The organism is Clostridium sp. YIM B02506, from assembly GCF_022324845.1.
Classification (GTDB): Bacteria; Bacillota; Clostridia; order Clostridiales; family Clostridiaceae; genus Clostridium_T; species Clostridium_T intestinale.
The window spans coordinates 1-13,776 of sequence record NZ_JAKGTG010000036.1 but is presented as its reverse complement, the minus strand read 5'-3'; the positions used below and the strand labels follow the sequence as shown (position 1 = coordinate 13,776).

14 protein-coding genes and 1 tRNA gene are annotated in these 13,776 nt (G+C 28.5%); 11 read left to right on the top strand and 4 right to left on the bottom strand.

What is annotated here, in order from left to right; all coding sequences use genetic code 11:
- Positions 1-7 precede the first annotated feature (7 nt).
- From L1S49_RS19890 to L1S49_RS19875, 4 genes are all read left to right on the top strand, one after another.
- On the top strand, positions 8-1,081 hold the full coding sequence (locus tag L1S49_RS19890; protein ID WP_238907105.1) for an ABC transporter ATP-binding protein: 1,074 nt from the start codon (positions 8-10) through the stop codon (positions 1,079-1,081).
- A 49-nt stretch (positions 1,082-1,130) separates the two neighbouring features.
- On the top strand, positions 1,131-1,850 hold the full coding sequence (locus L1S49_RS19885) for an MgtC/SapB family protein (RefSeq protein ID WP_073021245.1): 720 nt from the start codon (positions 1,131-1,133) through the stop codon (positions 1,848-1,850).
- A 70-nt stretch (positions 1,851-1,920) separates the two neighbouring features.
- Positions 1,921-3,663 carry a sensor histidine kinase gene (locus tag L1S49_RS23440; RefSeq protein ID WP_238907104.1) on the top strand — a complete coding sequence of 581 codons (1,743 nt, stop codon included), beginning with the start codon at positions 1,921-1,923 and terminating at the stop codon, positions 3,661-3,663.
- Positions 3,641-5,140, top strand: a complete 1,500-nt coding sequence (locus tag L1S49_RS19875; protein ID WP_238907103.1) for a response regulator — start codon at positions 3,641-3,643, stop codon at positions 5,138-5,140. Before L1S49_RS23440 ends, L1S49_RS19875 begins: the two co-directional genes overlap by 23 nt.
- A 5-nt stretch (positions 5,141-5,145) precedes the next feature.
- Here the strand turns inward: L1S49_RS19875 and L1S49_RS19870 are convergent, their stop codons facing one another.
- Complete coding sequence (locus tag L1S49_RS19870; RefSeq protein ID WP_238907102.1) at positions 5,146-5,556, bottom strand: Hsp20 family protein; 411 nt, start codon at positions 5,554-5,556, stop codon at positions 5,146-5,148.
- Between the two features lie 627 nt (positions 5,557-6,183).
- On the opposite strand from L1S49_RS19870, the gene L1S49_RS19865 reads away from it, so the two are divergent.
- A complete protein-coding gene (locus tag L1S49_RS19865; protein WP_238907101.1) occupies positions 6,184-6,327 on the top strand; it encodes a hypothetical protein in 144 nt (47 codons plus the stop codon).
- A gap of 44 nt (positions 6,328-6,371) precedes the next feature.
- Here L1S49_RS19865 and L1S49_RS19860 read toward each other — a convergent pair whose 3' ends face one another.
- Positions 6,372-7,544: a malic enzyme-like NAD(P)-binding protein gene (locus tag L1S49_RS19860; protein ID WP_238907100.1), complete on the bottom strand. Its 1,173-nt coding sequence runs from the start codon at positions 7,542-7,544 to the stop codon at positions 6,372-6,374.
- A gap of 366 nt (positions 7,545-7,910) precedes the next feature.
- On the opposite strand from L1S49_RS19860, the gene L1S49_RS19855 reads away from it, so the two are divergent.
- Entirely contained in the window at positions 7,911-9,197 is a 1,287-nt protein-coding gene (locus L1S49_RS19855) for an adenylosuccinate synthase (RefSeq protein WP_238907099.1), read from the top strand.
- Positions 9,198-9,249: 52 nt separating this feature from the next.
- Here L1S49_RS19855 and L1S49_RS19850 read toward each other — a convergent pair whose 3' ends face one another.
- Positions 9,250-10,305 carry an AI-2E family transporter gene (locus L1S49_RS19850; protein ID WP_238907098.1) on the bottom strand — a complete coding sequence of 352 codons (1,056 nt, stop codon included), beginning with the start codon at positions 10,303-10,305 and terminating at the stop codon, positions 9,250-9,252.
- 161 nt (positions 10,306-10,466) lie between these two features.
- Between L1S49_RS19850 and L1S49_RS19845 the strand changes: the two genes are divergently transcribed.
- Both L1S49_RS19845 and L1S49_RS19840 read left to right on the top strand, forming a co-directional pair.
- On the top strand, positions 10,467-10,649 hold the full coding sequence (locus L1S49_RS19845) for a DUF1858 domain-containing protein (RefSeq protein ID WP_021804033.1): 183 nt from the start codon (positions 10,467-10,469) through the stop codon (positions 10,647-10,649).
- 73 nt (positions 10,650-10,722) lie between these two features.
- Entirely contained in the window at positions 10,723-11,472 is a 750-nt protein-coding gene (locus L1S49_RS19840) for an acyl-ACP thioesterase domain-containing protein (protein WP_073021231.1), read from the top strand.
- Positions 11,473-11,492: 20 nt separating this feature from the next.
- Here L1S49_RS19840 and L1S49_RS19835 read toward each other — a convergent pair whose 3' ends face one another.
- On the bottom strand, positions 11,493-12,734 hold the full coding sequence (locus L1S49_RS19835; protein ID WP_238907097.1) for an NAD(P)/FAD-dependent oxidoreductase: 1,242 nt from the start codon (positions 12,732-12,734) through the stop codon (positions 11,493-11,495).
- A gap of 176 nt (positions 12,735-12,910) precedes the next feature.
- On the opposite strand from L1S49_RS19835, the gene L1S49_RS19830 reads away from it, so the two are divergent.
- The 3 genes from L1S49_RS19830 (at position 12,911) to L1S49_RS19820 (ending at position 13,703) form a co-directional block, all read left to right on the top strand.
- Positions 12,911-13,273: a CoA-binding protein gene (locus tag L1S49_RS19830; protein WP_238907096.1), complete on the top strand. Its 363-nt coding sequence runs from the start codon at positions 12,911-12,913 to the stop codon at positions 13,271-13,273.
- Positions 13,274-13,290: 17 nt separating this feature from the next.
- The gene (locus L1S49_RS19825; protein WP_238907095.1) at positions 13,291-13,437 is read left to right on the top strand and encodes a hypothetical protein; all 147 of its coding nucleotides are present in this window, start codon (positions 13,291-13,293) and stop codon (positions 13,435-13,437) included.
- A gap of 191 nt (positions 13,438-13,628) precedes the next feature.
- Positions 13,629-13,703, top strand: a tRNA-Glu gene (locus L1S49_RS19820).
- The last annotated feature ends 73 nt before the right edge of the window (positions 13,704-13,776 follow it).

The window sequence follows — 13,776 nt, the reverse complement described above, 5'->3', positions numbered from 1 at the left end:
GAGAGATATGCAAAGAAGTAAAGGTGTAAATATAAAAGATATAACTAAGATATATATAACTCATGAAAGAAAATCAGAATTTAAGGCCGTAGATAATGTCTCTGTAGATATAAATGCAGGAGAGTTTGTTACTCTTTTAGGTCCTTCTGGATGTGGAAAAACCACTATACTTAGAATGATAGCTGGGTTTGAAGTGCCAACAGATGGAGAAATATATCTAGGTGGTGATGTTATAAATGATTTAACTCCAGATAAAAGGGACACAGCCATGGTATTCCAAAGCTATGCTTTATTTCCTCATTTAAATATATATGATAATGTAGCATATGGATTAAAATTAAAAAAGATATCAAAAGAGGAAATAAAAAACAGAGTAAATGATATAATAAATTTAGTAGGGCTTGAAGGGATGGAACTAAGATATCCAAACCAACTGTCAGGTGGACAACAGCAAAGGGTAGCTTTAGCTAGAGCTTTAGTTATGGAGCCAGGAGTACTACTATTTGATGAACCTTTATCAAACCTTGATGCTAAATTAAGGGTATATATGAGAACAGAGATAAGAAAGATACAGAAAAAAGTTAAAATTACAGCTATATATGTAACTCATGATCAATCAGAAGCTATGAGTTTATCAGATAGAATAATAATAATGAATAAGGGTGTTATTGAACAAGTAGGAACACCTAAGGAGATATATTATAAACCAGCATCAGAGTTTGTTGCAGACTTTATAGGTGCGGCTAATTTTTTAAATGGAAAAATATTAGAGAAAAAAGACGAAAAAATTAAGCTTGATATAGAGGGAAATATATTAGAATTAAAATATAATGGTAGCAAAGAAGTCGGGGATATATGTAAAATTATTTTAAGACCTGAAGCTATAAAAATTGGTCATAAGGGTAAAATATCTGGGAATATAGTAGATTCTACATTTATGGGAGCATTCCAAGATTATAGAGTTAAAGTTGGAGAAAAAGTAGTAATGGTAGAAGATAATAATCCTCAAGGTAAGGATGTATTTGAGGTAGGACAAGATATAATGTTAGACTTTATATCTGACAACGTTCATATTCTTTAGAAATATTAAATATAATAAAAGACAATAATCAAGAGGGGTTGAGGTGATAATGTCAACTATTGAGATCATTTTAAGATTAAGCTTAGCCATATTAATAGGAGGAGCTATAGGATATGAGAGAGCTTTTAGAAATAGCCCTGCGGGATTTAGGACACATATTCTTGTGTGCGTAGGTGCGGCTATAATATCATTAATTCAGATTAATATGGCAAATGAGGCTATTAAAATGATTTCTGATAGACCTGAGCTAGCTCAGGTAATAAAAGTAGATTACGGTAGATTAGGAGCTCAAGTGATAAGTGGGGTAGGATTTTTAGGTGCAGGTACAATACTCCATACAAAAGGTTCTATAAAAGGGTTAACTACGGCGGCTACTCTTTGGGTTGTTGCGTGTGTAGGTTTAGCTATAGGAATGGGGTATTATGAAATAAGTATATTTTCAGGGGTAGCTATAGTTTTAATACTCGTAATTCTTAAGAGATTTCAAAATAAATTTATATCTCAAGCAGGAGTTACCAAGATAGAGATACATTTTCTTGATAAAAAAAAGCTCCTACAATTTCTGGAGGAATACTTCAATTACAAAAATATTCTTATAAAAAATATAGAGTTTTCTATAAATGAAGAAGAGGATACTTACTTTCAAAATGAAAAGCTCCATACATGCTTATATACGATTAAATTGCCTAAATATATGGATGGTACTAGAATTCTAAATGAAATAATTTTAAATGATAATATAATAAAAGCTAGTGAAATAGAGGAATAAGATAAACGACGGACAAGAGTCTGTCGTTTATTGGTATTGAAATAATATATATGCAGGGAGAGTATACGCTGTGAAAAATCAAACTTTTAGAAAAAAACTACAGACTACTTTTTTAATTGTTGGGGTAATTCCATTATTGATACTTGCTATATATAATTTTATATTTGAAGTAAGATATTCAACTAAAAGTATAGAAAAGTATACTGAAAGTAATATAAAGTTAACAGCAAATTTATTAGATGATAATATGAATAATTTCTTTAATATAGTAAATTTTATAGCACAAAATGAAGAAGTAAGAAAAATAGCAAATAAAAACGATGAATACGTTGACAGGAATGAAAGGTTTGAAGATACACAAAAAATGTATACTATAATAAATGGTATAACAGCTGCACAAGCTTTGAAAATACCCATACATATAGTTAATAAAAATGGTATGAGTAGATTTTCTACAACTAATTATTATAAACCTATATATAGTGATGAAAGAGGAAACTTTTTTGATACATTAGCTAAAAATGAAGGGAAGGTAGTCAAACAGATACATAGAAGAGTAGATGGTGAAAATGCTCAGGATATAGTAATGGTAATAGGAGAGGCTATAAAAAATAAGGATAGTGGAGAAATAATAGGGTATGTTGTAGCAGATATCTATGATAGTTATTACGATAATATATTAAATAATATATATTTTGTAGAGAATAGTAATATTTATTTATTAGATGAAAAGGGTTATATAGTAACTGATAAATTACTTAAAAATCAAACAGGATTTAGATTTAATGAAGAGTATTTAAAAAAAATGAATAAAGAAAATGGGGATCTAAGTATTAATATAAATAATGAAAAATATAAGGCATACTATACTACTTCTAAAAGCAATAATGTAAAAGTTATTCAAACTATACCATCTAATTATTTCTTTACAGAAGCCTTTAAGAATATTGAAATATTTATGATTATAATTTTATTCGTTGCAATAATTGGTTATGTTTTATCAAGAATACTTTCTAATAAGATATCTAAACCAATTCATGAGATATCATTACAGATGAAGGAAGTTGAATTAGGAAATAGAGATGTTTATGTAGATTTTAATAGTAATGACGAAACAGGCCTATTAGTAAAAAGATTTAATAATATGATAAAAGAGATAAATAGATTAATAGAAGAGGATTATAAAAAACAAATATTAATTCAGCAAACAGAGTTTAAAGCTTTAAAGGCTCAAATAAACCCTCATTTCCTCTATAATGCACTAAATTCTATAAGTTGGATGGCTAGATTAGGATTAAACAATGAAGTAGAAGATATGACTAATGCACTTAGTAAGTTTTTTAGATATAGTATAAGCAATACTGGGGAAATAGTTGACGTTAAGCAAGAGATAGAGCAGATAAACAATTATTTAAAGATACAAAAAAATAGATACAGAGATAAACTTAGCATATCAATAGAAGTAAGTGAGGAAATCTTAAATCTAAAAATGTTAAAATTAATACTGCAGCCTCTAGTAGAGAATGCAATAATACATGGGCTTGAACCTAAGATAGATTCAGGTAAATTAATAATAAAAGGTTTTATTAAAGATAACCTATTAATATTTAAAATAATTGATGACGGAATAGGCTTTGGACAAAGTAAACATAATGGAGAAGGAATTGGGATAAGTAATGTAAACAAGAGAATAAAAATTTATTATGGCAAGGATTATGGAGTAACCTATAGTAATATAAATGGATTAACAGAGGCATTAATAATAATTCCTAAAGACGGTGGTGTTAATAATGATAAAAACCCTAATAGTTGATGATGAGTATTATGCAAGAGAAGGGATGAAAAGAACAATACCTTGGAATAACCTGGAATGTGAAATGTGTGGGGAAGCAGATAATGCCTTAAAAGCCATTGAGGTAGCAAAAGTATATAAGCCAGAGTTAATTATAACGGATATAAACATGCCTGGGATAGATGGAATCTCTATGTCCCAGGAAATAAAAAAATATTTACCAAGTAGTAAATTTATTATAATTACTGGGTATGATGATTTTCAATATGCTAGAAGAGCTATTAAAATGAATGCATTAGATTTTATTTTAAAACCTATAGATTATGAAGAACTTATAAATGCAATAAAAAACGCAGTAGAAGTAATTAAGGAAGAAAAAAGTAATAGTATAATATCTAGAGAAAAGATGCTGCTTGAGATAATAAGAGGACAAAGAAAAATTAATGAGATCTATAATTTTTGGGATAATCAAGATGAAGTGAAAATTTCATTGATAGAAAATGACTATTATGATTATTATGCTAAGAGTTTGCAGAGTAATGTTAATTACAGTATTATAGATCATTTAAAAAATAGATTAAAAGATATATTTAAAGAAAAAGGCTATGTAATAGAGGCACATCAACATAGGATTGTAGTTATATTTAAAAAGACAGACATTGATTTAGAAAATAGTATATTAAGTTTAAAATATGAAACAGAAAATAAATATAAAACTGTTATTTCTGTAGCTCTAACTCAATATGATAAGGTGGAAAATATAAAAGGCTTATATGATAAAAGTAAAGAACTGCTTGATAATAGATTTAATCTCAATAAAAGATTGATAATTAAAAATAAGCTACAGGCAAATAAGAGCTTTGATAGAAAAATAGCTTCACAAATAATAGAGGACATAGTTCTATCAGTTAATGCCAAAAAGAAAGATAAAGTAATATTATATGTTGATAAACTCTCAGCATATTTCAAAGATATAAACTTAAATAAAGCCACTGTAATAAATATGGTTATGCAAATAATTATTTCGTTTAAAGAAGAAATGGAAAATTATAAGATAGATATAAATATAGAAGAAAAATCGGATATTTATAACAGTAAATACCTAGAGGATATAATAAAGTTTTTAAAAAGTTATTTACTAGAGGTTATAGAGAAGTTAAGAGAAAAAAGTTCTAAGCTTGAGGATACATCTATGGAGAAAGCACTTATATATATACAAAAAAATTATAATAAAAATATATCTTTAGGAATTGTTGCAAAAGAGGTGTATTTAAATGAAAGTTATTTAAGTAGAAGTTTTAAAAAGTATAAAGGGATGAGTTTTACAGAATATATAACAAAACTAAGAATGAAAAAGGCAATTGAATTGATGAAGACAGGAAAGAGCATCAATGAAATAGCAAGTGAAGTAGGATATACTGATTATAGAAACTTTTCTTTAAATTTTAAAAAGTATACAGGCTATATTCCAAGGGAATACTTAAAAAAGAGTGACTAAAAAATTTAATCACTCTTTTTTAGGTTCTTTTGTAAACTTAAAGCTAATTCACCTTTTTCTAAAGTATAACGAATAGTTTCAATTTTTATATCAGGCACATAGAACATTCTTCTGGTTTCACCATAATATCTCTCATTAAAAAGAGTATCGGTTGATGTTGTATCAGCTTCCGCTCTCTTTATAGCGATAACTAAAAAGTTATTTTCGTAAGTAATAGTTAAATCTTGCTTATCCACACCAGGAATATCAGCATAAACAATAAATTCTTTAGAGGTTTCTAAAACATGAGTCTTAAAGTTTTTTTCATTTTCTAAGATTTTAAAATCTTCATTAAGGTAAACTTTTTCCCATAATACATCAAAAAACTCTCTAGATGTCATTGAATAAGTAGACTTTGTAGAAAGTAGATCTCTCATAAATGAAGCCTCCTTTCCTATTACAACTTTATTTTATGGATGTAATTAAATCATGATACTGTAATGTTATTGGAGTAGTATATAAAACTTAAAACAAGAGCATAATATTAGTAATAAAAGTTTTTAATAAATCTATTGACAGATATAGAAATATAAAATATACTATATTTAAAGATAGTGATAATCATTATCAAGTAAATAATTATTCTTGAATTTAGAACTGGCAAACACACATATTAGTAACAAAGTAAAACTCCTCTTAATATTACTTTTGTTAGGAAAAACCTAGGTACTGGGCATACCTAGGTTTTTTGTTTTATAAAAGTTTAAAAAGTAAGTTCAATAAAATTTATAATAAAAGTTTAAAAATAATATAAAAGAAGTGATTGACAAGAATATAATCATAAGATATACTATATTTATAGCAAGTGATAATCATTATCAGGGCAAGGAGTGATTATCACTGAATTTAGAACTGACAAGCACACATATTAGTAATAAAGTAAAACTCCTCTTAATATTACTTTTGTTAGAAGAATCTAGGTACTGGGCATACCTAGATTTTTTTGCATATACAAATATGTTTAGGAAAAACTATTAGAGAATTAAATTAAAGGAGTGATATGTTTGGCTAAGAATAGAAGTGTTAATCCAGAAAATCAATCGTTAAAAGATAAAAGTGAACAATCAGCTAATGCCATTAATGGGTTTAATAATAATGGAAATGCAGGAAAACAAGCAGGAAGAATAAATACTAAAGGGAAAAAATAGAGTTTATAAAAGGATATCTTAAAGTTAAGATATCCTTTTGAAGGTTATATACGTGATATACCACTTTCTATAGCAGCTTTTTTTACGGCTTCTGCAACTTTATTTTGAACTGTTTTATCGAAAGATTTTGGGATAATATAATCCTCATTCAGTTCATCTTCTGAAATAGCATTAGCTATAGCATAAGCAGCGGCAACTTTCATTTCTTCATTTATATCTTTTGCTCTAACATCAAGAGCGCCTCTAAATATCCCTGGAAAAGCTAATACGTTATTTACTTGATTAGGGAAGTCAGAACGACCAGTACCTATTACTCTTGCGCCAGCTTCTTTAGCGTCTTCTGGGAAAATTTCTGGTATAGGGTTTGCCATAGCAAAAATGATAGAATCTTTTGCCATAGATTTAACCATATCTTTAGAAACTGAATTTGGAGCAGAAACACCTATAAATACATCAGAGTTTTTAATAACATCCTCCAAAGATCCTGACTCATTATTAGGATTTGTTATTTGAGCTAATTCTTCTACAGATGAGTTTTTGAAAGTCATATTTCTATGTATAGCCCCATCTCTATTACAAACAATAATGTTTTTAACACCAGAAGAAAGTAATAATTTACATATAGCAGTTCCAGCTGCACCAGCGCCATTCATTACTATTTTTAAATCCTTAAGATCTTTTTTTACTATTTTTAAAGCATTTAATAAACCAGCTAAGGTAACTATAGCAGTTCCATGTTGGTCGTCATGAAATACTGGAATATCTAACTTTTCTTTTAATCTCTTTTCAATTTCAAAACATCTTGGAGCAGAAATATCTTCTAAATTTATTCCTCCTAATGAAGGGGATATTCGTACAATTGTATCTACTATTTCATCAACATTTTTTGTATCTAAAACTAATGGAAAAGCATCTACATTTCCAAATTCTTTGAATAGGATACTTTTACCTTCCATAACAGGTAAGGAAGCTAAAGGTCCTATATCACCTAATCCTAAAACTGCAGTGCCGTCTGAGATTACAGCAATAGTGTTCCACTTTCTAGTATATTCATAAGCAGTAGATGGATCTTTATGTATCTCTTTACATGGTTCAGCGACACCAGGAGTATAAGCTAAACTTAAGTCCTTAGAGTTTTCTATTTTTACTCTTGAGATTATTTCAAGTTTACCTTTTTTTTCTTTATGAAATTTTAAAGACTCTTCATATATGTTCATAAAACACCTCTTCGACATATTTATTATTTAAGTATATTATAAACAAAATTATCGTTATTTCAAAAGATAATTATAATAAATAGTGGTTGAAGCTATATATACTTTATTATTTATATAGCAAAAGCCTATAGTTTCACGAATTTTTATAAACATATGAATATAAATATTCGCTAATTTATTGACCTTAAGAATTTACTTTGATAGTATTGTATAGGGGACAAGTTTAATACTTATAAATTTTTCCCAATAGTGAATACTAAGATAAAACTCTCTACTTTACTTAGGAGTTTTATGATTAAAGACATATTTTAAATAGATGAAATAAAGCTAATATTATATATTAGTACATTTAAGGAGGAAATTTATATGTCAGCATTTGTTGTATTAGGTGCTCAATGGGGAGACGAAGGAAAAGGTAAAATGACAGATTACCTAGCAGAAGAAGCAGATGTAGTAGTTAGATTCCAAGGAGGAAACAACGCAGGACATACAGTAGAAGTTGAGGATAGACAATATAAACTTCGTTTGATTCCATCAGGTATATTACACGATGATAAGTTGAATGTAATAGGTAATGGTGTTGTTGTAGATCCTATAGCTCTATTTGAAGAGATAGATTATCTTGAGAGAGAAGGAGTTAAGGTTACTCCAAAGAAACTTATAATAAGTGATAGAGCTCATGTTATAATGCCATATCATAAAGTTTTAGATAAATTAAAAGAAAAATCAAGAGGAAAAAATGACATAGGTACAACTGGTAGAGGTATAGGACCATGTTATACAGATAAGTTTGAAAGATGCGGAATAAGAATATGCGATCTTATGAGCGAAACCTTATTTAAAGATAAATTACAACAAAATATAGAAGCTAAGAATCCTTATATAACTAAGGTTTTAGGTGGAGAAGAATTAAGTTTTGAAGAAATAGCTTCAGAATATTTAAGTGTTGCAGAAAGACTAAGACCATACGTACAAGATACATCAGTTAGAGTTTATAATGAGATAAAGGCTGACAAAAATGTTTTATTTGAAGGTGCTCAAGGAATGTTACTTGATATAGATTATGGTACATATCCATATGTTACATCATCAAATACTACAGCTTGTGGAGTTGCTAGTGGTGTTGGTATTGGACCTAATATGGTAACTAATGCAGTAGGGATTGCAAAAGCATATACAACAAGAGTTGGTAAAGGACCATTCCCAACAGAATTAGATAATGAAATAGGAGAATGGATAAGAGAAAAAGGCCATGAGTATGGAGTTAATACTGGAAGATCAAGAAGATGCGGATGGTTAGATCTTGTAATATTAAAAACAACTGTAAGGGTATCTGGATTAACTTCTCTTTGTATAACAAAGATAGACACTTTAGCAGGACTTGAAAAAATAAAAATGTGTGTAGGATATAAATTTGAAGATAAAGTAATAGATTATTTCCCAGCATCTTTAGAAGATTTAGCTAAGTGTGAACCTATATACGAAGAATTTGATGGATGGGGTGATTCTGTAGCTGATGCAAGAAGTTATGAAGAATTACCAGAAAATGCAAAGGTATATTTAAAAAGAATAGAAGAAGCTACAGGAACTAAGGTTTCTATAGTTGGAGTAGGTCCAAAGAGAGATCAAACTATAAGAGTAGGCGAAATCTAATTAATTAGCTGTATAAAGCAAAGGAAAATTGCTTTATACAGCTAATTTTATTTTATGATTTATCTAAATCAATTTCTCTATTTTCCCATATAATTTTTAATATAGCATAAATAGGAACCACTAAAAATGCTCCAGGTATGCCAAAGAGAGTAGCAGCGCCTATAACTAGAAATATGTCTGTAAGTGGGTGAATCTTCATAGCTCTAGACATAATTAATGGAACTACGAATCTGCCCTTTATAGTTTGAGCTATCATAAAAACAATAGTTAATTTAATAATCATTGGAATGCCTAGAGTAAGAGCAATTATATAGGGAATTATCATGGAAATAAAGAATCCCAAAAATGGTATAAAAGCTAAAATAAATGTTGATATAGCAAATATTAATTTCCCAGGAAAATTTAAAATCCAGTAACCTATAAAAACTAATACTGCAAGGCAAAATGCAACAGATGCCTGACCTGTTATGTAATTAAATAAAGCATCATCAGCTTTATTTATAATTGTTTCAGCTCTTGAATGATTTTTTATAAATGGAAGATTACTTAAAGATTTTTTGAGTTTTTTATCATCTTTTAAAAGATGATAGGTTATTAATAAAAATAAGATTACATTAGCAAATAGATTCCAACCAAAGTCAAGTACAATCTTGAATATACTTCCTATCTTATATATATAATTTTGGCTTTGCTGAAGTAAAGAGGATTTTATATTATCAATATCTATGTAGTTCTCCAACCAAGCATTAATATCATTAAATTTAGTTAAATCAAAGTTTTTAATGGAGTAACTTACTCTATCTATAAGTAAATAAACTTGATTTACAAGGCTTCTTGATATTGATGATACTAATAATGCAAATACTAAACATGATATAAGTAGTGATAGAAAAATTGAAAACCTTATTTTAAAACCTTTTTTCAAAAATATATTTCTTAGTGGTCTTATTAAATAATATAAAAAAGCGCCTATGACTATAGGTAGAAATATAGCTATTAAGAGTTTCTTTATTAAAATAATTAATAAGGGAGTTTTAGAGAATAATATTATTAATAAAAGTACTAAGTTATAGATTAATAAATTAATTAGTATGTTTTTTTTATTCATAGTATTGCTCCTTTTAATGTTGTCTTTAGTTAGTATTTACAATAGTTTAGGCAAATATGTTTGTTACAAGTTAAATCCGACCATTTTACTTGACTTTCTTTTAACAAAGATATATAATTTCTTTATGTTAAATAAAATGATAAAAGTGAGGGTGGTATATTATGGTAACTAAAGACATGACAATAGGTCAAGTAGTAAGGGAAAATCCAGATAAAGTAGATGTACTTATGAGTTTTGGAATGGGTTGTGTAGGATGCCCATCAGCTCAAGCAGAAACTTTAGAAGAAGCGGCTATGGTACATGGATTAAATGTTGAAAATTTATTAGAAGCATTAAATAAATAGACATAATTAAAGGCTAACAAGTTAAACTTGTTAAGCCTTTTTGTTTATTGAAATAGGTTTAAGGGAGATCGTTATGGGGAGAGTTTTTGAAAAACAATATGAAATAAATTATTATAATTTAGATAATAGTTTAAAATGTAAAATAACTTCTATATTAGATTTTTTCTGTGATATAGGTATGCAGCAATCAGAAGAGCTTGGTGTAGGGGTGGATTCCTTAACTGGAAGAAACTTAACATGGGTATTTTATAAATACAATATAAATATGAAAAGATACCCTAGATATGGGGAAAAAATAAAAATAATAACAGATCCAATAGGCTTTAAAAAGTTTTATGCCTTTAGAGATTATACAATATTAGATGAAGCCGATAAGATTATAGGTGAAGGAAAGAGCCTTTTCTTTCTAATAGATTTAGCTAAAAGAAGACCTGCTAGAATACCAAGGGACTTGTATGAAGCTTATGGATGTGCGGATGAAATAAAGGATAATCCAACAATAGTAGATCCAGAAAAACTGGAAGAAGATCAATATTTTAGAGAGTTTTATGTAAGACGTAGTGATATAGATTCTAACAAACATGTAAATAACACTAAGTATGTTGAATGGGCTCTAGAGGTTATTCCAGATGAGATAGTTGATGAATATGAATTAGATAATATTAGTATTATATATTCTAAAGAAATCACTTATGGACATATGGTAAAAACTAAATGTTCAGTTCATAATGAAGAAAATGGAGTAATAAAAATTCGTCATTTAATTCAAGATGATGAGGGAAGAGATATTACTCTTATAAATACTTTTTGGAGAAAAAACTAGCAAAAGAATTTAATCTTTTGCTAGTTTTTTAATGCAGTTGCAACTGTATAGGCTGAGCTCCAAGCCCATTGTAAATTAAATCCGCCGCAATCTCCATGAACATCTAAAATTTCTCCAGTAAAATATAAATTATCAATAATTTTAGACTCTAAAGTTGAACTATTAACTTCAGAAGTATTTATTCCACCTGACGTAACTTGAGCATTGTTAAATCCATTTGTCCCAACGCAAGAAAATTGCCACTTTTTCATTAGAGAAATAATATTTGATTTTTCTGACCAAGTTAAATCATAGACTGGTTTATGTAAATCATTTATTTTAGCTTCTTTTAGGAATATAGGAATTAATTTTTTATTCAGAACGCCTATGAGAGAATCTATAACTTTCCTATGAGAAAACATACTAAAATGACCATATATAAAATTTTCAATATCTTCTTTAGATTTATTAGGAAATAAATCTACAACTACGCTAACTTTCTTATCATTCTCTAAGGATTTAGATGCAATATGAGAAAGCTGAAGGATCGGTGGACCAGAGATGCCGTAATCAGTAAAAAGTACCTCTCCAAAATCACTTCTTATGACAATATCATCAACTAAAATTGAAGCAAGAGCATCAAACTTAATGCCAGACAAAGCTTTTAAGCTAGGATAGTTAAGCTTTAATTGTACTATAGCAGGAAGCGGTTTTATTATGCTATGGCCTAATTCTTTAGCAAGTTTATAACCAGAACCATCTGAGCCTGTTTTTTCAGCAGATTTTCCTCCGCAAGATAAAATAAGTTTATCACAAGAAAACTCACTCAAATCAGCATTATCTGTGGATAAAATAAATTTTTTGCGTTTGTGGATAGATTTAATTTTACAGGAGTTATACACAGGGATTTTTCTATCCTCTAAAGCTAAACGAAAAATATCCACAACGGAAGAAGCCTGAAGAGACTGAGGATAAAGTTTACCTTTTTCTAATTCAACAATAGGTAATCCTAAAAATGAAAAAAAGTTTAAGGTATCTTCTACAGAAAATTTATTTAAAGCTTCAATAAAAAAATTCTCAGTATCACTGTAATAACCTGAAAAGGGGTAATCTATATTATTATTTGATATATTACACCTACCATTACCAGTAGTTAAAATCTTTTTTCCGACTCTGTCTGTACCTTCAACAATTGCTACATCTAACCCAAAATCTTTTAAAAGTATTGCACTCATTAATCCTGATGCACCACCACCAACTACGAGTATATTATGATGAATCATTAGGAAACCTCCTTCACTATATTGGAATAAATAAATTGTATCATTATTGAAATAATATAACTAGAGTTTATATTTATAATAAATTTTATATAAATAAAATTAATGGTAGTATATATTAATAAATAACGAAATTTATTATAATAAAATTATAGAATTAGAAAAAAGGAGATTTTTTTATGAAAGCTACAGAATTATTAAAATATAAAAATTGGGTTGTAATAGGTGACACATTAAATAAAGATAAGTATGCTAGTAAAATACTGAGCAAGTTAATTTCAAGAGGGTATAATACTGAAGGTGTCCATCCTAAAGGTGGAGAAAATATTTATAAAACATTGGGAGAAGTACCATATAAAATTGATGTTATAGACTTATGTATAAACCCTCTAAGTGGAATAAAATTTATAGAAGAAGCAAAAGCTTTAGGTATAAAATATATACTAATACAACCAGGAGCAGAAAGTAGAGAAATCTTAAGCTACTGCAAAGATAATGATATTATAGCTATTGAAGGCTGTGCATTAGTAGCTCTTGGCTAAGAAAAGGAGAAAGTCTAATGGATAATAATAAAAACAGAAAAAAAGATAGAGAAAAGTCTAATGCAGAATTAAGAAAAATGAATCCTAAAAATGGTGCTGAGATTGGAGTAATAGATGGAGAAAAGATAGGTCATTACGCGAATTCTAAAGATCATAGTAAATAATATAAAAAGGCTATCAAAAAATGATAGCTTTTTTAAAAGTTTTATTAGAATTATGTTTATAATTAAGATAAAATCAATATTTAAGGCAGTATTTAAAAAAAAATAAAAAAAGTGTTGACACTATTATCAATTTTAGGTATCATATTCATTGTCGGGTCGCAAGATAAGGCGACAATAGATTAAATAATTATGGCCCCTTGGTCAAGCGGTCAAGACACCACCCTTTCACGGTGGTAACAGGGGTTCGATTCCCCTAGGGGTCACCATTTTTATTTGGGCGCATAGCTCAGCTGGGAGAGCACCTGCCTTACAAGCAGGGGGTCACAGGTTCGATCCCTG